Origin of the sequence: Pedobacter sp. CAN_A7, assembly GCF_015752175.1 — a bacterium.
Lineage (GTDB): Bacteria > Bacteroidota > Bacteroidia > Sphingobacteriales > Sphingobacteriaceae > Pedobacter.
Genome location: NZ_JADOUW010000002.1, coordinates 537,653 through 563,393, shown reverse-complemented (window position 1 = coordinate 563,393; position 25,741 = coordinate 537,653). Strand labels below are relative to the sequence as shown.

General features: G+C 40.6%; 22 protein-coding genes. 10 read left to right on the top strand and 12 right to left on the bottom strand.

Translation table 11 applies throughout. From position 1 onward, the window contains the following. The first annotated feature begins 682 nt into the window (after positions 1–682). The 3 genes from IWX76_RS08545 (at position 683) to IWX76_RS08535 (ending at position 2,714) form a co-directional block, all read left to right on the top strand. Positions 683–1,582, top strand: a complete 900-nt coding sequence (locus IWX76_RS08545; protein WP_196859483.1) for an ABC transporter ATP-binding protein — start codon at positions 683–685, stop codon at positions 1,580–1,582. Beyond that, positions 1,579–2,334: an ABC transporter permease gene (locus tag IWX76_RS08540; RefSeq protein WP_196859482.1), complete on the top strand. Its 756-nt coding sequence runs from the start codon at positions 1,579–1,581 to the stop codon at positions 2,332–2,334. The genes IWX76_RS08545 and IWX76_RS08540 overlap by 4 nt, the downstream gene beginning before the upstream one ends. 98 nt (positions 2,335–2,432) lie before the next feature. Further along, positions 2,433–2,714 (top strand): ATP-dependent Clp protease adaptor ClpS, encoded by a 282-nt coding sequence (locus IWX76_RS08535; protein WP_196859481.1) that lies wholly within the window; start codon positions 2,433–2,435, stop codon positions 2,712–2,714. Here the strand turns inward: IWX76_RS08535 and IWX76_RS08530 are convergent. Further along, complete coding sequence (locus tag IWX76_RS08530; protein WP_334641533.1) at positions 2,711–3,310, bottom strand: thioredoxin family protein; 600 nt, start codon at positions 3,308–3,310, stop codon at positions 2,711–2,713. The two genes, IWX76_RS08535 and IWX76_RS08530, sit on opposite strands and share 4 nt — an antisense overlap. 86 nt (positions 3,311–3,396) lie before the next feature. Here IWX76_RS08530 and IWX76_RS08525 point away from each other — a divergent pair, with 86 nt between their 5' ends. From IWX76_RS08525 to IWX76_RS08515, 3 genes are read left to right on the top strand one after another with little or no spacing between them, the layout of a single operon-like run. After that, a complete protein-coding gene (locus tag IWX76_RS08525) occupies positions 3,397–5,901 on the top strand; it encodes an outer membrane beta-barrel family protein (RefSeq protein WP_334641532.1) in 2,505 nt (834 codons plus the stop codon). Positions 5,902–5,924: 23 nt separating this feature from the next. Beyond that, positions 5,925–6,479: an NUDIX domain-containing protein gene (locus tag IWX76_RS08520; RefSeq protein WP_196859480.1), complete on the top strand. Its 555-nt coding sequence runs from the start codon at positions 5,925–5,927 to the stop codon at positions 6,477–6,479. Between the two features lie 11 nt (positions 6,480–6,490). Next, positions 6,491–7,234: a lysophospholipid acyltransferase family protein gene (locus tag IWX76_RS08515; protein WP_196859479.1), complete on the top strand. Its 744-nt coding sequence runs from the start codon at positions 6,491–6,493 to the stop codon at positions 7,232–7,234. Here IWX76_RS08515 and IWX76_RS08510 read toward each other — a convergent pair. Beyond that, the gene (locus IWX76_RS08510; RefSeq protein WP_196859478.1) at positions 7,231–7,977 is read right to left on the bottom strand and encodes a LytR/AlgR family response regulator transcription factor; all 747 of its coding nucleotides are present in this window, start codon (positions 7,975–7,977) and stop codon (positions 7,231–7,233) included. The genes IWX76_RS08515 and IWX76_RS08510 overlap by 4 nt on opposite strands. Continuing rightward, positions 7,974–9,008 (bottom strand): sensor histidine kinase, encoded by a 1,035-nt coding sequence (locus IWX76_RS08505; RefSeq protein WP_196859477.1) that lies wholly within the window; start codon positions 9,006–9,008, stop codon positions 7,974–7,976. The genes IWX76_RS08510 and IWX76_RS08505 overlap by 4 nt, the downstream gene beginning before the upstream one ends. Before the next feature lie 219 nt (positions 9,009–9,227). Between IWX76_RS08505 and IWX76_RS08500 the strand changes: the two genes are divergently transcribed. After that, positions 9,228–9,404: a hypothetical protein gene (locus IWX76_RS08500; RefSeq protein WP_196859476.1), complete on the top strand. Its 177-nt coding sequence runs from the start codon at positions 9,228–9,230 to the stop codon at positions 9,402–9,404. Here the strand turns inward: IWX76_RS08500 and IWX76_RS08495 are convergent. Further along, the gene (locus IWX76_RS08495; RefSeq protein ID WP_196859475.1) at positions 9,392–10,735 is read right to left on the bottom strand and encodes a M20/M25/M40 family metallo-hydrolase; all 1,344 of its coding nucleotides are present in this window, start codon (positions 10,733–10,735) and stop codon (positions 9,392–9,394) included. The two genes, IWX76_RS08500 and IWX76_RS08495, sit on opposite strands and share 13 nt — an antisense overlap. A gap of 138 nt (positions 10,736–10,873) precedes the next feature. Here IWX76_RS08495 and IWX76_RS08490 point away from each other — a divergent pair, with 138 nt between their 5' ends. Both IWX76_RS08490 and IWX76_RS08485 read left to right on the top strand, forming a co-directional pair. Further along, positions 10,874–11,251, top strand: a complete 378-nt coding sequence (locus tag IWX76_RS08490; RefSeq protein WP_196859474.1) for a BlaI/MecI/CopY family transcriptional regulator — start codon at positions 10,874–10,876, stop codon at positions 11,249–11,251. Then, complete coding sequence (locus tag IWX76_RS08485) at positions 11,248–12,837, top strand: M56 family metallopeptidase (RefSeq protein WP_196859473.1); 1,590 nt, start codon at positions 11,248–11,250, stop codon at positions 12,835–12,837. The genes IWX76_RS08490 and IWX76_RS08485 overlap by 4 nt, the downstream gene beginning before the upstream one ends. Before the next feature lie 71 nt (positions 12,838–12,908). On the opposite strand, the gene IWX76_RS08480 is transcribed toward IWX76_RS08485, so the two are convergent. From IWX76_RS08480 to IWX76_RS08465, 4 genes are all read right to left on the bottom strand, one after another. Continuing rightward, the gene (locus IWX76_RS08480) at positions 12,909–13,679 is read right to left on the bottom strand and encodes a succinate dehydrogenase/fumarate reductase iron-sulfur subunit (protein WP_196859472.1); all 771 of its coding nucleotides are present in this window, start codon (positions 13,677–13,679) and stop codon (positions 12,909–12,911) included. 15 nt (positions 13,680–13,694) lie between these two features. After that, a complete protein-coding gene (locus tag IWX76_RS08475; protein WP_196859471.1) occupies positions 13,695–15,674 on the bottom strand; it encodes a fumarate reductase/succinate dehydrogenase flavoprotein subunit in 1,980 nt (659 codons plus the stop codon). A 27-nt stretch (positions 15,675–15,701) separates the two neighbouring features. Beyond that, on the bottom strand, positions 15,702–16,382 hold the full coding sequence (locus IWX76_RS08470) for a succinate dehydrogenase cytochrome b subunit (RefSeq protein WP_196859470.1): 681 nt from the start codon (positions 16,380–16,382) through the stop codon (positions 15,702–15,704). Between the two features lie 170 nt (positions 16,383–16,552). Then, positions 16,553–18,076 (bottom strand): trypsin-like peptidase domain-containing protein, encoded by a 1,524-nt coding sequence (locus tag IWX76_RS08465; RefSeq protein ID WP_196859469.1) that lies wholly within the window; start codon positions 18,074–18,076, stop codon positions 16,553–16,555. 161 nt (positions 18,077–18,237) lie between these two features. Between IWX76_RS08465 and dapF the strand changes: the two genes are divergently transcribed. Continuing rightward, on the top strand, positions 18,238–19,050 hold the full coding sequence (dapF, locus tag IWX76_RS08460) for a diaminopimelate epimerase (protein WP_196859468.1): 813 nt from the start codon (positions 18,238–18,240) through the stop codon (positions 19,048–19,050). Here the strand turns inward: dapF and IWX76_RS08455 are convergent. Genes IWX76_RS08455 through IWX76_RS08440 form a run of 4 tightly spaced genes read right to left on the bottom strand, consistent with a single transcriptional unit; the run spans position 19,047 to position 25,730 of the window. Beyond that, the gene (locus tag IWX76_RS08455) at positions 19,047–21,317 is read right to left on the bottom strand and encodes a helix-turn-helix domain-containing protein (RefSeq protein WP_196859467.1); all 2,271 of its coding nucleotides are present in this window, start codon (positions 21,315–21,317) and stop codon (positions 19,047–19,049) included. The two genes, dapF and IWX76_RS08455, sit on opposite strands and share 4 nt — an antisense overlap. A 43-nt stretch (positions 21,318–21,360) precedes the next feature. After that, positions 21,361–23,160 (bottom strand): DUF4153 domain-containing protein, encoded by a 1,800-nt coding sequence (locus IWX76_RS08450; protein WP_196859466.1) that lies wholly within the window; start codon positions 23,158–23,160, stop codon positions 21,361–21,363. A gap of 43 nt (positions 23,161–23,203) precedes the next feature. Continuing rightward, a complete protein-coding gene (locus tag IWX76_RS08445; protein WP_196859465.1) occupies positions 23,204–23,902 on the bottom strand; it encodes a response regulator transcription factor in 699 nt (232 codons plus the stop codon). A gap of 1 nt (position 23,903) precedes the next feature. After that, positions 23,904–25,730, bottom strand: coding sequence for a sensor histidine kinase (locus IWX76_RS08440; protein WP_196859464.1), 1,827 nt, complete (start codon positions 25,728–25,730; stop codon positions 23,904–23,906). Positions 25,731–25,741: the final 11 nt, after the last annotated feature.

The following is a 25,741-nucleotide window of genomic DNA, read 5'->3' as shown; positions in this document are numbered from 1 at the left end:
ACTCCAGAGAGATTTGGATGACTGCACACCGTATGCTATTATCTCCTTGACATTCTGCTTGTTGTAAATTTTCATATTGCTGGATTTCCTGTAAACGAACTCATCGTGGCCTTTGGAGATTTGAAGATAATCATTCTTATCGGCTGATAGGTAATTGAAAAAGAAGAATAATAGTGGACTTGTCATGAGGAGCATCATGAACACCAAGACAATAAACAATCCTAATATAGAACCTCCTGAACCTTCGTAGTCGCTCTGTATCCCATGGATAGTTTAGCAAAATTTCCATGGTGTCGTGGAGGTTACGTGTTGCGATTTCATGAAACTCGCCTTTTTCGTTTCGTTGATATTGAACTTTGGAAAGGAGTGTAGTCACTGGAAAATAGAAGTTAGCTTAACGCGGTTAATTTTAAATTATGATTATGTTTACGCAACATAGCGCTTAACAATAATCAAAATGATTAAAAAATCTGGCTTAACCATAAAACATTTATACCTGGCTATCTTGATTGTATTTTTCGCCTATCATTCAGGTTATGCAATCGGTCAATTTATGTATTTTATTGGTGCATAATATGATGCACTTGTAGGATTAATTCGCATAGTTAATCAACTTAAGATTTATTATCATCAGAATATTTATAATAAAATATATATTTAGATAATAAACTTCTTTTCATTTATGATAAAAATTGAAAACCTGAGTTTTTCTTATCACAAAGCTGCTCCCATATTAAAAAACTTATCCTTACACGTACTACCAGGTTCAATATATGGCTTCATAGGCTCAAATGGAGCTGGAAAAAGTACAGCGATAAGGTGCATTTTGGGTCTGTTATCGCCAAAAAGTGGAAGTGTTCAAGTGTTAGGATTGGATCAGCCTACGCATCGTCAAGACATCATTAAAAGAACCGGGTATTTACTTGAAGGGCCGCACTTTTATTCGAACCTCAGCTGCTCAGAAAATTTGAAACTGCTAAAATACTATTATCCCATAGACGGTAACCGAATTGAGGTAGTTTTAAAAAAGGTAGGCCTATGGGAATTCAAAGATCGTTTGTATGGAAAGTGTTCTACAGGAATGAAACAACGTTTAGGGATTGCAAAGAGCTTTTTATATCACCCTGAATTACTCATCTTAGATGAACCATTAAATGGTTTGGATCCCGAATGGATTGTGGAAACCCGCATGATCATAAAAGACCTTCATTATAATTTTGGAACCACAATCTTTTTATCCAGTCATATACTAAGCGAATTAGAAAAGGTTGTTACCCATATAGGGATGTTGAAAAATGGCCAACTGGAGTTCGAGGGGCCTATTGATCAGTTCTTAAAAAAGACGAAAACAAAGCAACTATTTATTGTCTTAGCATCCATTGAAAAAATTGCTTCACTAAATGATACTCCTGGAATTACGCTAAAAGGGGCACAAGGAAACTGCCTGGAATTTATTATTGAAGATCAGGCCAATCTAAATGATTTTATGACTAATCTTCTGGCCACCGGAGCAAACATTTTAGACATTAAAACATCAGAAATTGGTCTCGAAGATACTTACATGAAAACTAACAGTCTATGAGTTTAATTAAATATGAACTGATAAAAAATAAAAGGATTAGAGGACTTCACCTGGTCTATCTATTTCCTTTATTAATGAGTACGATTGCCATGATGGAGCTATTTAAACGACTGGGCCTGGCAACTACGAATCAAGTTGTCCCTTTATTCTCCACCTTTTATTTTCAGTCTTATATCATGTTCTCCCCTATCATTATTGCTTTAATTCTTTACTCCTTAATTCAGGTAGAGAATAAAAACCAAATGTGGGAGTCTAGCCTGTTGTTACCTATTAGCAAAGTGAGGATTTATCTTGGAAAAGTATTTATTAGTGTGGTTTTCATATTTGCATATTGTTTAATTTCCTATTTATCCTATGTGGCAATTATATTCATCTGTATCACTTTTTATCCAGACCATATCGCGCTGAATCTGCATGACAATTATTTACTTATCATTTTTCATTCAAGAATGTTAATGGCATTTATACTATATGGTGTTTTAGTCATCCCAATTTTCATTTACATAGAGAGTGCAATCACAGCGTTAGGAATATTTTTATTCTTTATATTTCTAGGATTGTTTCTCACACAGAAATCCTGGTATATGTACTATCCCTTTTCATACCACATTACCGTCCTCAAAAATCACATGACTGATTATAATCTATTTAAAGATAAAGGCGCGTTGGTGGTCGCTATTTATACTTTAATTGCTTTATTAGCAGGAACGTTCACATTTAAATATGTAAATCAGCGGGGCATGAGCAATTGATCATATTATTTTGGAGGTCGTATAATTGAGCTGTATCCATTTCTAAACAAAATAATATTTAGCTGTCAGCATATTTTGAAATTGCGTATTTTTGCAACATGTCTACAGAAACAAAAGAAGAAACATTTACATTGGAAGAAATCCTCTCCTCTCTAAAAACCACCAACCGGTTGATTTTATGGAACGACGATGTAAATACTTTTGACCATGTGATCCATTGTATGATGAAATACCTGGATTATACGGAGTCGCAGGCAGAAAAAATTGCCTGGGAAGTTCATAGCAAAGGGAAATGCGCCGTGCTGGAAGGCTCTTATACAGAAATGGAAATTTACCGTAAGATTCTTAAACAAGAAGGCCTCACCGTATCTGTAGATTAATTTAAACCCCTAAACAATTCGATAAGTTCCTGCTGGGTGCTTAAAGTTTTATCTTTAGCATACCAACCATGAAGTTTCTCGGCAACCACCATCATGTCCTCGTCTTCCTTTTTCCAGTCAGTAAGTAACGGGCTTAACAAGGCTGGCCTTGGCCCCCATTTGTTTAATACCATCCCATTCTCATCAAGAATCAACAATACAGGTATTGCCCTTCCGCCATTGGTTAGGTGCTGGTCAATTAAGTCGGGATACTGGTCGCGAAGCACAAAGCGTAACTGAAAATGCGCCGGAGCGGCTTGTACAATTTTGTCAAACAGAGGTACAATTTGCGCAGCATCACCACACCAGCCTTCGCTAATCACCAAGAGGTGATATTTTTTATTAACATTAGCCAGTACACCTAGAAATTCTTCCGTGAGCTGGACGGTTTTATCAACCCGCGTCATGCGGTGAACATTCATTTTGGAGTAGTGAAGCATGTCTTCCGAATCATCTTCACCCGTTGTTTTACCGGCTTTTAACTTTTCATCGATCAAATCCCGGTAGGTTTGATACGTTAACCCATTCTTCACAAAAATATTACTGTAATTCATCATGTTTTCGTTGTAATAAAATAGTTACGCCCTGAATATTAAACTTCGCCTCCGTTTCTTTGTCCCTCTTTATAACAGACACCCCATAAATGAAGATAGAATTGATGAAGACGCATTTTTACAAAGCCTTATTTTTAATCGCTGCCATATGTACAAGCACTTTAAACCTTTATGCCCAAGCTCCGGCGCAAACAGTTCTTGTAGCAAAAGTAGTTGACGGACAAAACGACGAAACCATTCCATACGCAACTGCAAGTATACTTGACAGAAAAACTAAAGCTATCATAAAAGTAGCACAAACGGATGTAAACGGAAATTTAAAAGTTTCGGACCTGCCAGCAGGTGTGGTTACGTTTAAAATAAGCTATATGGGTTACCAAACCATGGTAAGGGATTCCATTACTTTTAAAGGCGGACAAATTAACCTGGGTACAATAAAGATGAATCCTTCTAAAGGACTTGCCTTAAAAGAAGTAGAAATTTCGGCACCTAAAAGCACCATGCAGCTGGGTATTGATAAAAAAGTATTCTCTGTAGACCAGAGTTTAGTGAGTGAAGGGGGATCGGCCACAGATTTATTGCAAAACGTTCCCACTGTACAAACAGATATGGAAGGTAATGTAAGTTTAAGAGGATCATCAGGAGTGAAGGTACTGATCGATGGTAAACCATCGCTTATTGCCGGTGGAAATGTAGCACAAATTCTGCAATCTATTCCAGCCAGCTCTATTGAAAGCGTAGAGGTCATTACCAATCCTTCAGCAAAATATGATGCCGAAGGTCAATCGGGTATTATTAACATCGTACTTAAAAAGAATAAAAAATTAGGTTTAAATGGTAATGTGGCTTTAACTGCCGGAAACCAGGAAAACTATAACGCCAACACCAGCTTAAGTTATCAAAACAATAAAGTTAACCTTTACGGTAATTATAGTTTCCGTACCGGTAACCGTTTAAGCAATGGGTTTAACAACATTACCTACCTTGACAGCACTTTTCCTACGGTATTTGCAAACCAGATTTCTGATTCTGAAGGCTCCAATAACGGCCATAATGTGAAAGCTGGTATTGACTATAACCTAGCAGAGAAAAGTGTGGTCAGCTTATCCGGGGGTTTTAACGTGAGGGATAATGACCAATTCGAATTCCTGAACATCAATAAACTAAATGCTAATCTTGGTGCCGTGGAATTAAGTAACCGAACCAATAACAACCAACGTGGTGGTAAAAGTTATGACATTAACGTTGATTTTAGTCAGAAGTTTAAAAAACCAAAAGAAGAAATCACTTTTAATTTCGGATATTCAAAGGGCAATGACGACAACTACCAACGTTACAACACTAATATCTACAATATTGATGGTGAAGCTGTAGATCTGCCTACTGGAGTAAATATCAATGATGGTATTGGCGACAGTAAAAACTACAATATCCAGGCTGATTATACCCTGCCTATTGGTAAAACAGGAATGTTTGAAACAGGTTACCGCAGCCAGATCCGTTATTCTGACAATACCACACTTGCACAGATTCTAAATACGACCACCAACGAATTTGATATGGATTACCTGGTTTCAAATGATTTTAACAGCAAAGACCAGGTGCATGCTTTGTACGCTAATTTCCAGAACCAGATTAAAAACTTTGGCTATCAGGTAGGCTTAAGGGCTGAAGATGCCTTGCTAAACACCAATTCAGGTGCTTACAGCGCCATAAATGGGGTAACTTATACCCCTGGAAAAGTGGCTTACACCCGTTTATACCCAAGTGTATTTCTAACGCAAAAATTAAAAGGCGAACAACAAGTTCAATTAAGTTACAGCAGAAGAGTAAACCGCCCAAGAGGATGGGATACTAACCCTTTCCTGGATACGTCTGAACCCTTAAATTACCGTCAGGGTAACGTAAATCTGAAACCAGAAGACGTAAATGCCTACGAATTCAGCTATAACAAGTACTGGCCAAGCATTACCTTTATTTCCAGTATCTATTACCGCCAAACAAATGATGTAATTCAACGCGTGAGGTCATTGCCAGATGAAGAAGGAATTACCATTACAACGCCACAGAATTTAACGCGCGAACGTAATACTGGTTTAGAACTGATAGGTAAATTTGATGTGCTTAAAGCCTGGAATTTTACTGCTAATGCCAACTTTTTCCAAAGCAACATTAAGGGAGTACCGGAGTTTGGTATTTTAGAAAACTCTGGTTTTAGCTGGGATGCCAACATTACCAATAACATTACCCTGCCATACAGCATTACTTTACAAATTAAAGCTGATTACAGGGCGCCACAGGTAATGGCACAAGGAAAAAGAAATGCCATGTATGGCATGGATGCCGGTGTTAAATACGACCTGCCAAACAAAAAATCATCGTTAAGTTTAAATGTACGTAACGTATTAAATACCCGTAACTGGAGCATGACCACCAACACCAACAGCACAGTTGTTGATTTTGAAAGGTATATGCAAGGACCTATGGCAAGCTTAACCTATTCTTACCGTTTTGGTCAGACGACCTTCTCAAAAAAACCAAAAAAAGCGGAGTCCCAACAGGATCAGCAAGGACCTGATGAAGGATCATTTTAAACGTTAATTTTGTATCTTGCGGCATGGACGAAACGAACCCATGGGTTACTTTAGACAGCCGCAAGATCTATGAAAACAACTGGATCGGCCTTACCGAACACCAGGTAATTAACCCTGCCGGAGGTGCCGGTATTTATGGTGAAGTTCATTTTAAAAACCTGGCCATTGGCATTTTGCCCTTAGATGAGCACCACAATACCTGGCTGGTTGGCCAATACCGTTATCCACTGCAAGCCTACAGCTGGGAAATTCCCGAAGGTGGTGGGCCCTTAGGCACAGACCCGCTTGATAGTGCCAAACGCGAGTTATTGGAAGAAACTGGCTTAACCGCAGGTTCCTGGCAGGAGATTCAACGTATGCATTTATCCAACTCCGTAAGTAATGAACTGGCCATCATCTATATTGCCCGCAACCTCACTCAGGGTGAAGCCGAACCTGAGGATACAGAACAATTAGCCATTCGCAAGCTCCCCTTTGCGCAGGCCTTCGACATGGTTATCCGTGGCGAAATTACCGACAGCATGAGTGTTGCCGCCATTTTAAAAACACATTTCTTATTACACCAAGGACAGATTTAGCGAATTCCCACATGAAAAAACTAGTAGGCTATGTCCTCACTCCTATTTTTTATTTTTTCTTTCTATTAACCCTCATCATTTTCCAACCTATTCAATGGCTGAGTTATAAGTTTGGTTATGCTGCCCACAAAAAATCGGTAGATGCACTGAACTTTTTCCTTACCTATTGTCAAGTGTTTTTAGGAAACAGCATCACCTTTATCAATGAGCAGGAATTACCAGAAAACCGTCCGATTATTTTTATTGCCAATCACCAGAGCATGTATGATATACCCGGCATCATTTGGTTTATGCGAAAATACCATGTCAAGTTTATCTCTAAAATAGAACTCACCAAGGGTATCCCTTCCATTTCCTTTAACCTGAAATATGGTGGTGGGGCTAATATCGACAGAAAAGACAGCAAACAGGCCATTGGTGAGATTATTAAACTGGGTAGGAAAATGCAGGCACATAACTGGTCGGCCATGATTTTTGCGGAAGGTACACGTGCGAAAGACGGGAATATGAAAAGATTTCAGGTTGGCGGCGTAGCCACCTTATTAAAGCTAAATCCTAACGCCCTTGTTGTGCCTATAGCCATTGAAAACTCCTGGAAGGTTGTTCGGTATGGCATGTACCCTTTAAGCGCAGGAGAAAGCCTAAAATGGACAGTATTATCGCCTGTAGCTACAGAAGGGCAGAGCCTGGAAGAGATTACTATGGCTGCAGAAAAAGCGATACGCCATAAACTCCTGCAGCCCCTGCCAGCTTAAATATTCTTATTGTCAATGCGCTTGAAAAATTCTTCCCTATAGGTATCGCCAATAGGTATAATTTTACCACAAATCGTGATGCGGCTTCTTTCGATACTTTCTATTTTATCTAGGGATATGATATAGGATTTATGTACACGGATAAACTGTGTATGTGGTAAAGTTTCCTCCATCTTTTTCATGTTCTGTAAGGTAATCACCCTTTCGTTCTTGGTAAAGATGGAGATATAATCTTTCAATCCTTCAATATAAAGGATGTTATCCAGCTCGATTTTCTGAATTTTATGTTCGGTCTTCACAAAGATAAAATCCTGTACGGGATTTAAAGCTGCAGGTGCTACGGGCGCCGCCACAGGAACGGGAGCAGCAACAACAGGCGCTTTTTGCACCTGATTATACACCTTTTCTACCGCCTTATAAAAACGGTCAAATGCGATTGGTTTTAATAAGTAATCTGATACATTCAAGTCATAACTTTCTAAAGCATATTGCGAATAAGCGGTGGTCAGGATATAGTTGGATTTACCCGTAGCTATTTTTAAAAACTGAATCCCAGTTAAATCAGGCATCTGGATGTCGAGGAAGACCAGGTCAATTCCCCCTGCCTGCACAATTTGCAGCGCCTCAATGGCATTCTCGGTCCGCTTAACCAGTTCGAGGAATGGGACTTTAGAAATATAATCCTCTATAATATCTAGCGCTAATGGCTCATCATCCACAGCTATACACTTCAATTTTGTCATATATCAAGCATTAGTTCACTGGTGTAATGGGTAGCCGAATTTACGATATTTAACTTATATCGTTCAGGATATAATAACTGTAACCTGCGCTCCACATTACTTAATCCCACCCCACCCATTTCATCTTTATTGGCGTTACTTTTTTTATTGGTGATACTAAAATGAAGTATCTTTTGGTTTGCAATCAGGTTGATCTTTATCGGATCTTTCGGGTCGTTGGCTACCCCATGTTTAAAGGCATTTTCCACAAAAGAGATCAGGATGAGCGGCACAATCGGCTGGTCGTCTATATCCCCCTTGATGATTAGTTCTACGGCAGCTCCATCGCGAAACCTAAGTTTCTGCAGCTCAATATAACTTTTAACATATTCAATCTCCTTACTTAAGGCTACCCAGCTGTCATTACTTTCGTAGATCATATACCGCATAATCTCCGACAACTTTAACACCGCATCGGCTGTTTTATCTGATTTCTGGTAAGCAAGTGAATAGATATTATTTAAGGAATTAAACAGGAAATGGGGGTTTAATTGTGATTTAAGAAACTGAAGTTCCATGTCCTTTTTCTCACTTTCCAGCTGTCGCTGTACCCTTTCGTTACCAAACCAATCTACAGAGAACTTAATGAGCGAACTGATCACGATAAAGAACCCACTAATGAAAATGGATCGGAAAAAGTATTGAGTAACTTCTGTATATATTTTTGCCCCAGTGCGGGAATTTACGTAGGTGAGGATCACATCACTGTACAACAAGGCAATCATAGATTTTAATACCCCCATAAATACAATGAGCGCAATTAGCGACAAAACATAAAGGCCATATCTTTTCCGCTCTTTGACCAACTGTGGCATGAGCAGAAAATAGTTAATGTAAAAAATAGAGACATTGATCAATCCGTAGTAACCAAAGGAAACAAGGATATGATGCCAGGAAGGCTTTTCCTCATTATTGATCACCGCAAAAACACAGATCATGATTAAGAAAAGCCAGAAGATAAGATGGATAACTACTGATCCCTTGTTTTTCATTTTCTAAACAAAATTAACAGGTTCTAAAATATAAAAACTTAACCTTTATAAGCGGAAGATTCGACGAACAGGCATTTTTGTTCTACAAACAGCCAAAATTGCTAAAAATCTGCGTATTTGAGCTTAGAATCCGTTTATCTAGGATTACTGGTACTTGGTCTAAAACATTTTAGCAGGAAATATTTTATGATTCTATTTGTTCTATCAAAACGAACAATCATGAAAAAGTTAACCAACGTTTCGCCATTTATACTATTATTAGTACCTGTTTTTGTAATGATGTTATTAACCTTCACTACCAGCATAAACAGCGACCAGGAGCAAGAGAACATGGCTGCTAAAAAAGCGAACACCAGCCAGTCGATGACAAAGGTAAGCGCTTCTTACCTGAGGTAAGGTGACGACACGAGACTCTCATGTCCTTTGTCGTCCACGGCCTGTAATCCAAAGAAGAAGTTGTCTTTTGAATAGGGCAGCGTAGCGGATGTTCCCTTCACAAAAATCTTCTTCTCCCAATGCGGACTTGTGGTCTCCCTCCATAACACATAATAGCCCGCTGGTGCTTTCCCTACAGGTGCGGCCCAGTTGATGGTCGTGTTATTAGTCAATTGAGAAGTAACCAGCTTCACCGCTGTCGGTTGCTGCGGGGCAAGTCCCACGTTAGCTAATACTGCCAGGTTTAATCGGGTTATTTTCTGCAAATAAGGAAAATCTACATATTCCGGCAAATCGCCAAACTTAAAGCCATTCTCTGTACGTAGATCCTGATGCTGGCGATTAAAATCTTCGTTCATCTCGGTAATCCTTACTGCGGTAAAACCCTGAGCAGAAAACGGTGTATGATCTCCACCCCTCAAAAAGCGGTCTCTTCTATAAATCAGTTTAACCTCCAGCTGGTCTACATATCTTTCCCCTATTTCTTTAATGTAACGTGCTGCTTGTCGCGCATGTCCTTCGTTTTCACTTCCAGTAGATAAACGCTGGGCAGTTTGCTCCTTGGTTTCGCCGGCAGGCACCCCTTCAGAGAAAATTCGAACCTGGTTATTATTCTTCAAGTCGGTTTCCATACCAAAGGTATTACCGATCATGTCGTTGTTTAATACTAAATGAACATCCCAGCCTTCTGCTTTTGCGCGTTTAGCTAAATTGGTGGCGCCATAAAGTCCTTGTTCCTCACCCACCATCGCTACAAAAACTATGGTGGCAGCAAATGCCTGTTTACTCATTATCCTGGCTAATTCTAATACACCGGCCACACCAGAAGCATCATCGTTGGCCCCCGGCGCATTGCTTTTATTGTTCATCACGTCAGTAACGCGTGAATCATAGTGCCCACAAACCAACAACATCCTTTTGTCTGCAGCATCTGTTCCTGGCAATACTGCCATCACGTTTTTAAGTACCGTGGCCTCTGGCACCCTCCGGCCGTCGGCAGGTTGCACAAAGCTATCATAAGTCACCTGAAGCTTTCCGCCATTCTCTTTGTTATAACGTTCAAATTCCGACTTAAGCCATGTCCTTGCGGCACCAATACCAGTGGTTTTACTTAGGGTATCGCTTAGCGTATGTCGGGTGCCAAATGAAACCAGCTTACGCACTGAATTTTCAAGGTTTGCAACAGCTATCTGTTCCATCATCCCGGTGATTAAAGGATCACGATGAATGGTTTGTTGGGCAAAAGTGGGAAGAAAAAAAAACAAGAGTATAGCAGTAGCGGTGTATTTCATAGTAGAGATAGGTTTGGTTGAAGGAAGATACGCTTTATTGATAAAAATCGCTCCTACTAAAAAATTAGTTATAGAATAGTTGTAAAACTAAATAATTAGTTATAGCTTTAGATAAGCAAACTAAAAACACAATAAAACATGGAGATCAAGGACTTAACAAAAGCGGAGGAACAGTTGATGCAAATCATCTGGCAGATCGAAAAGGGATTTGTAAAAGATGTGATGGATCACTTGCCGATACCAAAACCTGCATACAATACGGTGTCGACAATTATACGTATTCTGGAAACAAAAGGTTTTGTAGCACATGAAGCTTTTGGAAAAGCGCATCAATATTACCCCTTAATCAGTCGTGAAGATTACCGGCGGTATGCAACATCCAAATTATTGGATAATTATTTCGAAAACTCTGTGGAAAGCATGTTTTCTTTTTTTGTTAAGGAAGAAAAGCTTGACCTGAGTGATGTTGACGAGATTCTGAAAATGATTAAGGACATGAAAAACCGACCAAGATGAGCTGGGCACATTATCTTTTACAGGCCAATATTTACCTGGTGGTATTTTACGCCTTTTACAAGCTTTTATTAGCCAAGGAAACCTATTTCAAACTTAACCGTATTTACTTGCTTACGGCGGCCTTATTGGCCCTGCTGATCCCCTATTTAAGGGTAGACTGGTTATATACTGATCAAAGCAATAACCTGGTTAATGGAATGAATGCGTTGAATGACCTGGTCACAGAGGTTGCTGTTGCAGCTGAACGCCCCGATGCCTTTTCTACAGGCAATTTATTGGCCATGTTATATTTTCTGGGTTTGTTATTTTTTACCAGCCGTTTGTTATACCAATTATGGAAGATCAATCGATTTTTAAAGGCAGACAACCACCTGATAAACAGGTATGATGGTAAAGCATTTTCGTTTTTTAAGCGAAAGATAATTGACCCAACGCTTCCCGAACTGAAAACCATTGAACAGCATGAGCAAGTACACACCCGCCAATGGCATAGCCTGGACGTGGTGTTAATAGAAATACTAAGCATCATTTGCTGGTTCAATCCCATCATCTACTTATATAAAAATAGCTTAAAAAGTATCCACGAATACCTTGCCGACGAAGAAGCAGCGCAGTATATCGGCGACAAGCAAAAATATGCCTTACTCCTGCTTAGTAAATCCTTTGGGGTACCAGTAAGCAGCCTTACCAATAGTTTTTTCAATCAATCACTTCTTAAAAACCGAATCAAAATGTTAAACCAAGAAAAATCACCTAAAAAAGCATTGCTAAAATACGGCTTGTACCTGCCGGTATTTGGCCTTACCTTATTGTTTTCTTCTGCTACTTTAAGGAACAATGAGCAAGTTAAAGAATTAACGGAAAGTATCCCTTTGGAGCAGCCTTTAGGGCTGGCCCAAAACATAGCTGCAGCACATTCCTACAGCAGCGGAATAAGATTTTCTCAAGATACGGTCTTTGCTTTTACTAGCATAGATCAGCAACCAACTTTTCAGGGTGGTATGGATAAGTTCTACGAATATTTAAGTAAATCAGTAAAGTACCCCAAAGAAGCTGTGGCGAAAAATGTGCAGGGAAAAGTGTTTCTATCATTTATTGTGGAAAAAAATGGCGAGCTAACAAACATTAATGTGGATCGTAAACTAGGCGCCGGCACTGATGAAGAAGCCGTCAGGGTATTAGAGGCTAGTCCACGCTGGATTCCAGGTAAAATTGCTGGAAAACCGGTTAGGGTTAAATACAACATTCCTATTAGTTTCGCTTTGAGTAAAAAAAATACGGACAGCGTGTCCATTAAGGTGGCAAACTTAGGGGCTAAGGGGCCCGCTAACGCCATAAAACCGCTCTATATTGTCGATGGTATTAAGTTGGACGATGAGAAAATCAAATCACTGGATTCAAAAAATATCGCATCGGTAACCGTTCTTAAAGATGAAAATGCAGTAACTCAGTATGGAGCAGAAGCTAAAGGAGGTGTTATTCTTATTACCACTAAGGCGAATAGTGGTACAAAAACAGATAATGAAACAAAGGAAAGAGATAAAACAGCAGAAATTAAAATAACTAAAAAAGAAGGCAAAAAATAGCTTTAAAAGACGAAACCCCAGCCATATTGGTCGGGGTTTCGCTTATATCCTTGTCTCGAGATATAAATTTATTAAACTTCTTCCTTAGAAACAAATTTTGCGGAATAAAAATCTCTGTTCATTAATGCAATATTTTGCAGGGAGATTCCTTTAGGACATTCCACTTCACAGGCGCCAGTATTGGTACAGTTACCAAAACCTTCAGCATCCATTTGCGCCACCATACTTTGTGCACGACGGTAACGTTCTGGCTGTCCCTGAGGTAATTGCGCCAACTGCGCAATCTTAGCCGAAGTAAACAACATCGCCGAAGCATTTTTACAAGTAGCCACACAAGCTCCACAACCAATACAAGCTGCTGCTTCGAAAGCCGCATCTGCCTGACTCTTTGGAATTGGAAGATTGTTTGCATCTTGTGCATTTCCTGTGTTTACCGAAATAAAGCCTCCTGAGGCTACAATTCTATCAAATGCAGTACGATCTACAGTTAAATCTTTGATGACCGGAAATGCAGCCGCTCTCCATGGTTCTACAACAATGGTATCTCCATCATCGAAAGAACGCATATGTAACTGACAAGTAGTAATTCCTTCTTTCGGACCGTGAGGTCTTCCGTTAATGAACATCGAACAAGCACCGCAAATACCTTCGCGACAATCGTGATCAAATACAACCGGCTCTTCTCCTTTATTAATTAAATCCTCATTTAATACATCAAACATCTCCAAGAATGACATATCAGGAGAAATATCAGCTATTTTATAATCCACCAAATTACCTTTGGCTTTGTTATTTTTTTGACGCCAAATTTTTAGCGTTAAATTCATATTTCCTGTACTCATGATTTTGAGATTTTACTATTTATAACTTCTTTGTGCAATCTTAATGTTTTCGAATTTCAATTCTTCTTTATGCAAAGTGAATTGAACATCACCTGAATATTCCCAGGCCGAAACATAAGCGTAATTCTCATCGTCCCTTAAGGCTTCCCCTTCTGGTGTTTGGTATTCTTCACGGAAGTGACCACCACAAGATTCATTTCTATTCAGGGCATCCATGCACATTAATTCACCCAATTCAATGAAATCTGCCACACGGCCTGCTTTCTCCAATTCTGGGTTAAACTCATTTGCTTCTCCCGGAACACGAACGTCAGACCAGAAATCCTTGCGTAGTTGCTGAATTTCCAATATACCTTGTTGCAAATCTTGAGCATTACGGGCCATACCACATTTATCCCACATGATTTTCCCTAACTTCTTGTGGAAATAATCAACAGACTTGGTGCCTTTAATGGCGAAGAACTTATCAATAATTGACTTCACATTGTTTTCCGCTTCAACAAAGGCCGGATGGTCAGTAGAAATGGCTTTTGTAGCTAAATCTTTTGACAGGTAAGCACCAATGGTAGCAGGGATCACAAAGTAACCATCTGCCAATCCTTGCATTAAGGCCGAAGCACCTAAACGGTTAGCACCATGGTCAGAGAAGTTAGCCTCACCTAAAGCATATAAACCAGGTACAGTTGTCATCAGGTTATAATCAACCCAAAGGCCACCCATGGTATAGTGAACCGCTGGATATATACGCATCGGAAACTCATAAGGATCTTCTCCGGTAATTTGTTTGTACATGTCAAACAAGTTACCGTATTTCTCTTTAATCACTTCTTTACCCAATTTCATGCAAGTTTCATGATCAGGGTTAAAATTATTATGCTTTGTAGCTTCAATACGGCCATAACGCTCTGTATTGGCAGCGAAGTCAAGGTAAACAGCTAGTTTAGACTTACCTACTCCGTAACCAGCATCACAACGTTCTTTCGCTGCACGTGAAGCAACATCACGTGGAACAAGGTTACCAAAAGCAGGGTAACGACGCTCCAGGTAATAATCTCTTTCGTCTTCAGGAATATCTGTAGGCTTACGGGTATCGTCTTTTTTCTTTGGAACCCAAATTCTTCCGTCGTTCCTTAAGGACTCTGACATCAGCGTAAGTTTACTTTGGTGATCTCCGGAAACCGGGATACAAGTAGGGTGGATTTGCGTAAAGCAAGGGTTACCAAAGTAAGCGCCTTGTTTGTGTGCTTTCCAGGCTGCGGTAGCGTTACTACCCATGGCATTGGTTGATAAGTAGAATACGTTACCGTAACCACCACTGCAAATCAATACCGCATGACCGAAATGGCGTTCCAACTCGCCGGTAATTAAGTTACGTGCAATAATACCACGTGCTTTACCGTCAATTTTAACCACTTCTAACATTTCATGGCGGGTAAACATTTCTACTTTACCCATTCCAATTTGGCGCTCAAGGGCACTATAAGCACCTAAAAGCAATTGCTGACCCGTTTGACCGGCAGCATAAAAAGTTCTTTGAACCTGGGTTCCACCAAATGAACGGTTATCTAACAGACCACCGTATTCTCTGGCCAAAGGCACACCTTGTGCCACTGCCTGGTCAATAATATTTACACTCACTTCTGCTAAACGGTGTACGTTAGCTTCGCGGGCACGGTAATCGCCACCTTTTATCGTGTCGTAAAATAAACGGTAGGTACTGTCACCGTCATTTTGATAGTTTTTTGCTGCATTGATACCACCTTGTGCTGCAATAGAGTGTGCACGTCGTGGAGAATCCTGGAAACAAAAGCATTTTACTTTGTATCCCATTTCTGCAAGTGTAGCGGCTGCCGAAGCACCTGCCAAACCTGAACCTACAACAATGATTTCTATGCTTCTTTTATTTGATGGATTGACCAACGGCATAGAAGAACGTAACTTAGTCCATTTTTCGGTTAAATCACCTTCTGGTATATGAGCATTTAATTCTGCCATGTTATTTTAAGCTTATACGTTCAATTATTATTTAATTAACCCTGTGTACATGGCAATCGGCATGGCCGCGAACAGTACAGAAATGATAATGGAATACCATACACCGAAACCACTAATCAGTCCGTTGTATTTTGGGTGATTCCATCCCAGGGTTTGGAATGCAGATGCAAAACCGTGTAACAAGTGGTAACAAAGTGAAACCATCGCTAATACATACAAAATAACCAACCAAACATTGCTGAAGGTTACTTTCATTACGGCGAAAAGGTCTTCAAAACCGTTAGCGTCATGGCTAGGGATACCTGTGAACCTGGATACAAACCAGAAGTTAGACAAATGCACAATAAGGAAGATGAGCAATAAAGTACCTAATAACCCCATAGAACGGGAATACCATTTACTGTTAGACTTGCCATCATGAACTGCATATTTTACCGGGCGGGAAGCCTGGTTTTGAAAGGTTAAACGGGCACCTTGAAAAATGTGTGCAAGCAAGCCTACAAACAATACAATTTCACCAGCCCTGATTAGCCAGTTGTGCGCCATAAAGTCTGCACCTTGATTAAAAGTAAGACCGCCGTCATTAAAAAAGATCAGCGCATTGAGAAAGCAATGCACTATTAAAAATAAAACTAAAAACAGGCCGGTAATGCCCATAATTAATTTTTTTCCAATAGAAGAGGAAAAAGCGTTTCCGAAACTAGCCATTTGATTGTTTTTTATATATTCTGTTACTGCAAAAGTATCCAATTAATAAAATAATTAGCTAAATCAAAGGAGCTAATAGTTATTTAGAAACATTCTACATGACAAAAGCATGATAAAAAAAACGGGCGACCAATGAAGGCCGCCCGTTTTCCAATTAATTATTCGGATTTTTAAAAAGTAAACGTAAAGTTTCCATTACCACTTACGCCTGAGATGGTCGTCATGCCGTTTTTAGAAGTCGGCAACGCAGCCTCTATATCTTTCACACTATTCACCGCTTTACCGTTTACGGTCGTAATTAACATGCCTTTAGGCACATCCAATGAATCGAATATTTTACCTGATTCAACACCAGTAACTACTACACCACTTTTTACACCATATTTAGCTTTAAGCGCTTCTGGTGCCGGCGCAAAGGTTGCCCCTAGTTTACTGATCGATGCACCAGTTGATTTGGCTGCAACTGCTGGCTTGTCGGCTTTTACACTTTCATCGCCTTTTAGGGTAACAGTAAGGTTCTTAAGTGACCCATCTCTCAATACAGCCAAATTAACCTTGTCGCCAGGACTCAAACGGCCAATTCTTTCCTGCAAATCAGGGGAATCAAAAATCTCTACACCTTCCACTTTTTTAATAATATCACCTTTTTGAATTCCAGCTGCTGCACCACCACTATTTGGCAATACTTCATTTACATATAATCCATTAATGTCTTTCACCTTCATTTGCTCTGCATAATCAGCATCAAGCGGAACAAACGTTACCCCAATATAACCACGTTTTACCTCACCATATTTTTTGAAGTCTTCCAGGATTTTCTTTGCCAAATTAATCGGAATGGCAAAACCATAACCTTCATTGGTACCTGTTCTTGAGGCAATGGCCGCATTGATACCGATCAACTCTCCATTTGCATTAACCAAGGCACCACCACTGTTTCCAGGGTTAATCGCCGCATCTGTTTGAATATATGATTCAATTGCGTTATTGGTCTTTGTAGGATATTTCCCTGTTCTCTGGTATTCTTCGTATTCTTCCTGTGTAGGCTGTTGTTGTTGTCTGGCTAAAATTCCAATTGATCTGGCTTTAGCACTAATGATACCTGCCGTAACAGTGGTTTGCAAATCTAATGGGAAACCAACGGCTAACACCCATTCGCCAATCTGAACATTATCTGAATTACCCATTTTTACCACCGGTAAATTGGTTTCCTCCACTTTTAGCAAGGCAAGATCCGTGTTTGGGTCATTTCCCACCACTTTGGCAATTACTTTACGCCTGTCTGATAACACCACTTCTACCTTTTCTGCATTTTCTACCACATGGTTGTTGGTCACAATATATCCATCAGGGGTTAAAATTACACCAGAACCTGATGCTGCTCTTGGCGCACTTCTTCTTCCACCGCCACCAAAAAACTCTTCCATCATATCCATTGGGCTTCCAGATGACCTGCTTCCAGTACCGGCAAAGACTGTCCGTATGTGTACCACAGCAGGAGACACCGCCGAAGCAGCCTGAACAAAGTCGATAGAACCTGCTGAAGATATTTTTGCCGGATTATTGGCAAACAGCACTTTTTGCGTTTCCGCAATTGTCATATCGTTATCGTTACGCTCTAAAAACTTATAGGCGCCAATTGAAGATGCACCACCCACAAAGGCAGCCAAAACTATTAATCCTACTCTTTTCATTTGCATATATTTATTTATCCTTCAACAGCACTTATGCTAAGACATAAATGTTGACAAAAGGTTTTGTTTAAATGTTTTACAATTAATTATTGCGAATAATTCAAATTTAATACCACATCACCGATATTTGCATCTTCTCAAACTCATTATTTAGTTAAAAAATGTTAAATAGCCCTGAAAACCACGTATTGCCCCTCCAATTCTTCAAATATCAAGGTGCTGGTAACGACTTTATACTGCTAGACAGCCGTCATGAAAACCTCGACCAGCTCAGCGAAGAAGTGATTAAAAAGTTATGTGACAGGCGTTTTGGCATTGGGGCCGATGGATTAATGCAATTGAAAGCTCACCCGGACTACGACTTTGAGATGTTGTATTATAACGCCGATGGCCGACCAGGAAGCATGTGTGGCAATGGAGGCCGCTGTATTGTTGCTTTTGCTAAACATTTAAACATCATCACTCAACAAACTGAATTTTTGGCAGTTGACGGCGTACATTTCGCCAGAATTTCAGCCGATGGCACCCAGGTTGATCTCCAGATGATTGATGTAGATCATATTGAAAACGATGAAGACGCTTTTGTGTTAAACACGGGTTCACCTCATTATGTTAAACAGATTAGCAACCTGGAACACCTTAATGTTTATGACCAGGGTAAAGCCATTCGCTATAATGATACCTATAAAACGAATGGTATTAATGTCAATTTTATTGAAGACCAGGGCGACCACCTGTTTGTACGCACTTACGAGCGTGGTGTGGAGGAAGAAACCTTTGCCTGTGGCACGGGGGTTACCGCTGTTGCCTTATCCATGGCAAAATACAAAAACCAGATCGGGACCCAAAGCACAGCAATAAAGGTGCTGGGTGGCGACCTCCGCATTAATTTCAGCTATGATGGCGAGAAATTTCGTGATATCTTTCTGTGCGGACCTGCCATACAGGTGTTCAAAGGAGAAATCTCCCTTTAATCGCCTTCGGCGATGTGTGCAGCAACGCCTATCTTTATTTCACCAAAAGTATAGTCTCGGCCCAAATGGGTACGGATGGCATTCATCTGTAAGGTTTTTAATTCTTTAATGGCTTTCAGAATGGCATTTAGCTTGCCTTTACTTATGGCTTTATGCGCTGGTATCTCCTGAAGTGCAATATAATGCGCCAAGTGCCCTTCAATCGTGCCAATCACCATCTTCCTTTCCATAGCAATCTCCTGTGGGGTCATCCCCTGGTTCAATAGCGCCAGGGTCAGCGTCTTGGTATCTTCTTTCGGCGCTTTGTCTGTCGCTTTTTTAATGCGTGCAGGGGCCTTCTTTTTAGCGGTAAAATCCAGTGTGTTCGATAAACCAATTACCTTCTTCATGTCCAGCTCTCGCTGTGCCTCATCTAGTAAAGCCATTACGTCGTTACGCGTAAACTCTTTCCCTTCCATGGTTGCTTTTAATAAAGCCGTTGCTTTACGGATGTTTTTATATTGTTCATAAAACAAGGACTCCATTTCCATCAGTTCAGTCAGGAATGCCGTAATTTGCTTTTCCTGCTTCACCAGCTCCATCCGGTCAAAGATATTTTTTGACATGGCCTTCAATAGCGGATTAAAATAGCGCTCTGCTGCCACGGTGCGTTCCAGGAGTGTTTGAAAACCTGCCTCAGATTTATCTACACACAAGCGTTGAATTTGAGTTAGAAACTTATTGGCATTTGCCTTTTGTTCACTAAGCGATTTCAATAAAGCCTGTGCCCATTTATGGTGTTTCTGCTTTGCCGATTTATTTAAATCTTTAGTATAGGAATGCACATGTTCATAAACATAGTTATCCAGGTTGGTCAGGTCGAAACACTTCAGCAGGTAATTTTTTAAAAAGACGTCACTTTCCGATTTAATCTGCTCCGTCAGGATTTCACTGGCTACCTTATTTCTGGAGAACATAGAAACATTAGGATCCTGCATAATTCCGCTACCAGAAATTTGAGAGGTCAGGATCAGCCCGTCCAAAGAACGCAGTCGCGACAAGGCCACATAAATTTGTCCAGGCGCAAATGCATTCCCTATATCAATAATGGCTTTATCAAAGGTTAAACCCTGACTTTTATGTACGGTAATGGCCCAGGCCAGTTTAATGGGGTACTGGATAAATTTACCAATTACTTCTTCCTTAATTTCATGGGTCACCTGGTCGGTGGTATACCTGATGTTTTTCCAGGTGTATTTCTCTAAAACAATTCTTTCTTTCAAGCCTTCCGTTTCCACCTCAATCTCCTCCGCAGATAACTTGACCACCGTAGCAATTTTACCATTAAAGTAACGCTTTTCGGGCGTGGGATCGTTTTTGATAAACATTACCTGGGCACCAATCTTCAGCTCCAGGCTGTGTTCGGCAGGGTAAGCTGACTCACTGAACTCATCATCTACCTGTGCAGTATAAAAACGCGACGGGGCCTTTAAAGCCGATAAACTTTGTTTGTTCATCGCATCAGCACGTTGGTTATGGGTAGTTAGCGTAATGTATTTATCTTTTGAACCGGGTTTAAAGTCTTCCCGGTAATACGTTTTTAACAAGGCAACATCCTGCTCTGTAACGGTGTTATTCCTCAGGTTATTCAGCAGGCTGATAAATACATCGTCAGACTGGCGGTATACTTTTTCCAGCTCAATGTATACCGGAGGATTATGTTGCAGTGCATGCGCATCGAAGAAGTAAGCACTTTGGTAAAACTCACTTAGCAAGCCCCATTCATTGTTACGCACCACCGGAGGAAGCTGGTGTAAATCGCCAATAAAAAGCACCTGCACACCACCAAAATTACTATTGTTTTTACGTACGTAACGCAGTACCATGTCAATCGCATCCAAAAGATCAGCCCGCAACATACTAACCTCATCAATAATCAGCAACTCCAGGTCTATAAAGATCCTGCGTTTGGTCATGTTCATTTGCAGATGCCTGACAATAGATTTTGGGGTATTGTATTGCTGGTTGAAATGGCTGTCGCCCGATGCCGGTTGTTTAGGTAAATAAGTACCAAAAGGCAGCTGAAATAAGGAATGGATGGTAACCCCTGCCGCATTAATGGCAGCAATACCTGTAGGCGCCACAATAACCGCTTTTTTGTGCGTTAAGGCTATTAAATTCCGCAGAAAGGTAGTCTTCCCTGTGCCTGCTTTACCGGTCAGGAAAATATGTCGCGAAGTATAATTGATGAATTTTGCAGCCAGTTCTGCGGGGTTAGTCTCAGACATATTGCAAAGCTAAACAACTTAATTGAACTGGCGGTTGCCACTTTTATTTTATCTTAATCATTAAATAACCCCGATAGCTAAAGTCATCCTTACGCTTGGAAGGATTATTAAAAAACAGGTCTGTTAGCACCAGTTCCAGTGTATACTGGTCGGTATTCAGGTTTTTTCTCATGTCCTCTTCCTGCACCATATAATATTCTCTACCAGGTTTCACTTGTAGTTTACCCTGCTGGTAAGCTGCATCCGTTTTTTTAACAATTCCACTAATATCGATCGTCAGGGGAGCCTGATGGCCGATGGTGACCACCACCTTGCCTTTTTGCTGTTGAGTGATAGACACCTGTTTACCGTTAACCTGGAGCGCTATAAGCTGGGTATCATTAATCGGGATCAGGTAATCAAATCCTTTTACAGAAAGTGGTGAATTTTTATCTGTGCCAAAGGCCAGGAAGCTGGGTTTAGCCGTTCTTTCCAGCAATGGGTTATCTACCTTGAAAATATGGTAGGCGGTATCTACTAGTTTTGCCTCCATCGCATAGCGGGATTCAGGACTAACTGACTTGCGGTGTAAAGACTTTTCAATTGCCGACAGGTCTACCTGAGCAAAGGGCTGTAAAGAACTTATTCCATGATGAGTAACCAGGTAGTGAATAATACGCCTTTTCTCGAGCATACCCTTATTGTCTTTAGCAGCATTAAAATGTTCAAACCGCTGGATTTGCGAATACCTGGAAACGGAAGCAGCACTTTGTGGGCCAAATGTAGCCAGGAACGCTAAAACACTCAGGCTTATGGGGATGATGCGTATATTCTGTTTCGAACTGCTTAAAAAGTATGCGGTAATGATGGCGAGCCAAATCGCCAGTACAATCAAAATGTAACGGGGCTCTGTAATTCCGTAATTCCTGATCCGCTCCCAGATGGCCAGCATCAACAAGACCAGCAGCGGGATCATCATGATAAAGATAAACTTAGAAAAATGCCTGAACCAGCGGTTTTCTTCGTGTTCTTTAACGGGGTAAATTAAGAGTACGGCAAGCAGGCCTGCCACAGCGTAACTTAAAATCAGCATAGACACGGTGCCTTTTGGCAGCTCCCATGCCATTAAAATGGTCACTTCATAAATCAATAAAATGCCCAGGTAAACCACCATTAACGGAGTCAGCACGTATTGCGTAAATATTTTTAAGCCTTTTGGATAAGCAGGCTCCGCAGCATTTAGCGCTTTAAAATTTGCAGGCAAGCCCCCCATGAAAAAGAAGGTGGTAAAGCCGATTCCAATCACCGTAAGCATGTACAGATAAACCTCTGTTTTAACTTCCACATTAAACAACTGGTCGATGGCCAGCAAGGCAACAGAAAGCCCACCAAATAATACCGCTGCATAAAAAGCAGCTGTCAGAATACGTAGGAGCAAGATTTTATTAAATTCCCAAAATCCGTTCAGGTTGCCCTCGTGGAGAAAAGCACTATAGGAAACAGACAGGTGAAAAGCTACTATAAAAAACACAATCCTGAACCAATCAGCGGCAAATAACCGCGGTTGCAGGGAAAAATAAATAGCCACGCAAAAGACCAGCACCAACATTCTTAATGCCCATTGTTTATTGGGCTTCCATTGGTTTGACTCGGCGTATAGGTCGGCCGACAGTAAAGCTACAAATGCGATATTAGAAATGAAGGCTAACTTCCAGTAATGATCTGACAAGGGCGTTTGCCCATCAAGGTGTATGGTGTAGAAACAGGCCACCATGGCCAGTAAAACTGCTGCCACCGCTAAAGGAAACCTGATGACCGTAGATTTGGTGCTTTGGAAAATCGAATCTAATGACAATATGCGCATAAGGCAGAGGTTTGTTTTGCGCTAAATGTAAACAAATAGTAGATTAGTTGACTAATAGTTTATATCCCTTACCATGCACATTGATGATTTCCACTTTTGGGTCCTCACGCAGGTATTTACGCAACTTGCTTAAAAACACATCCATACTACGCCCGTTAAAATAATTATCATCATGCCAGATTCGCACTAAGGCTTCTTCCCTGGTGAGTACAGAATTCTTTTTCAAACACAACAATTGCAACAACTCAGCTTCCTTTGTCGATAACTTCTGTTGCTGCCCATTAAACCAGATGAGTTGGGTGGTAAAATCGAACGTATAATCGCCGATCTGGAATTGTGTCGGTATCACTTCTTTTTCTTCCTGTTCTTTGCTGGCCGAAACACGTTTAAGCAAGGCATTGATGCGGAGCAGCAATTCTTCAATTCTGAAGGGTTTGGTAATATAATCGTCGCCCCCTAAATCATAAGCAGAAGCTTTGTCTTCCATCATTGATTTCGCTGTGGCAAAAATAATCGGCACTTGTTCGTTGATTTTCCTGATTTCCTTTCCCAGGGTGAAACCATCCTTTTTTGGCATCATCACATCCAGGATGCAAAGGTCAAATGTTTGTTTATTAAATGCACGAATGCCTTCTTCGCCATCAACGCATAAAACCACTTCAAATTTCCCTTTTAATTGCAGGTAGTCTTGTAATAATGTACCCAGGTTAGGATCATCTTCAACCAATAGAATTCTTTTCATCTTATTTCAACGGTAAGGTAATTTCAAATACAGTCCCTTTATCTTTTTCACTGCGCACTTTAATGGTGCCTTTCATTTGTGCTACAATGTCCTGAACATAGTTCAAACCTAGTCCAAAACCTTTTACATCATGCAAATTACCCGTTGGTACCCGATAGAACTGATCAAAGATACGTTTAGTCTGGTCTTTATCGATCCCGATACCCTGATCGGCAATTTCAATAACCAGCGATTTATTTAAATTGCGGGTAATTATAGTAATGTCCGGTGCATCAGCACTGTATTTATTGGCATTATCAATCAGGTTATAAATGATATTGGAGAGGTGTAACTCATCGCCCAATACCAGGGCATTTTCTGCATCCAGGTTTAAAGTGAGGGTTGCGGCTCGTTTTTGCAATTGCAAACTCATGCTGTCTGCCACCACAACAATCAGTTCGTTTACATCCACCTCTTCCCACTCCAGGTGTAATTCTTTTTTATCTAACCGGGCAATACTCAACACACGCTCAATATGGTTGCCCAGGCGCATATTTTCATCATAAATAATCCCCGCCAGTTTTTTAACCCGGCTCCGGTCTTCGGTGAGTTCAGGGTCTTTTAGGGCCTCACTGGCAATCATAATGGTTGCTACCGGAGTTTTAAACTCGTGGGTCATGTTATTGATGAAATCTGTTTTCATCTCCGATATCTTCTTCTGCCTTAAAATGGCATACAGGGTGTATGAAAAGATAAAAATCAGCACGATCACTAATCCGCCCGAGGAAGCGAGTGTTGCGCCCATGTTGCTGAAAATCGACGCATTTTTATCAGGAAAATGCACATAGAGCATTCCTGGATCTCTTTTAATATCGTTACTAAACAAGGTGGTCTGGTAGGTATTCTCTTCAGAAGTTTCCACATCTGCTAAAGTAACTTTCTCAAACAAGAGGGAATCCTGGTTAGCCAGTTTTACCCAGAAATTATAATCAAGTGAAATGTTTTTATTGAGCAACTCACGCTTGATTAAGGTATCCAGCACGTTTTTATTTACCCTTTGGGTGATGGGCACATTCTCCTGCTGCATCTCCTTGGCCGCTTCTTCAACCAGGTTAAAATTATCCGCATCAAACACGCTTAGGGTGTCTGTTTTCAATTGTTTGAGCTCTTGTTGGTAGCGCCTGGCCGCTAAAGCATCTTCCCGCTTGAATTTATCTTTCAAAACACCATCTAATGTAGCCAATGACACTTTAAGCGGCTGACCATCCAGGTAGCTATAAGCAAGGTACCTGATGCTGTCGGGCAGTTGTTCAGGTTTTAAACTAAAGGTTTTTTTAGACTCCAGCCTGAAGGTTTTTCTGACGTTGCCATCTACCAGGTGCATATCGGCATCCAGCCGTACGTTGACATCAACGTCAAGCGGTGTGGTCGATTGATTTCCCAGTGCCACATAGGTTTCTTCAGAAATAATCTCCGGATTACGGAAATTAACCCTGATCATGCTGTCCTGAAAATTCAGGTCATCTATGATAATCTTCTGTTGTGCAATTTTACGTTTTCTTTCTCCTTCTTTATAACGTTCGGCTAGTTGAAGGATGGCGTCTTCCTTATCCCGGCGTTCCTTTTGCAGGTTTAGGCGGCGTTCGAAATCTTTGCGGGTAATGTGACTGGCAGCATTTCTGCGTTGCACTTTGTTGACCACAGCGTTTAGGGCCTGATTAACATTTTGCTCAAAAAGCTGGGAATTTAAATGATAAGCCTGGCGGATATAATACAGCTGCATGACCACCACACCTACAAGTGCAATTGTCATTAAAGCCGTAATTAACCAAAAGCTAGTCTTTTTCATTAATGAAAATT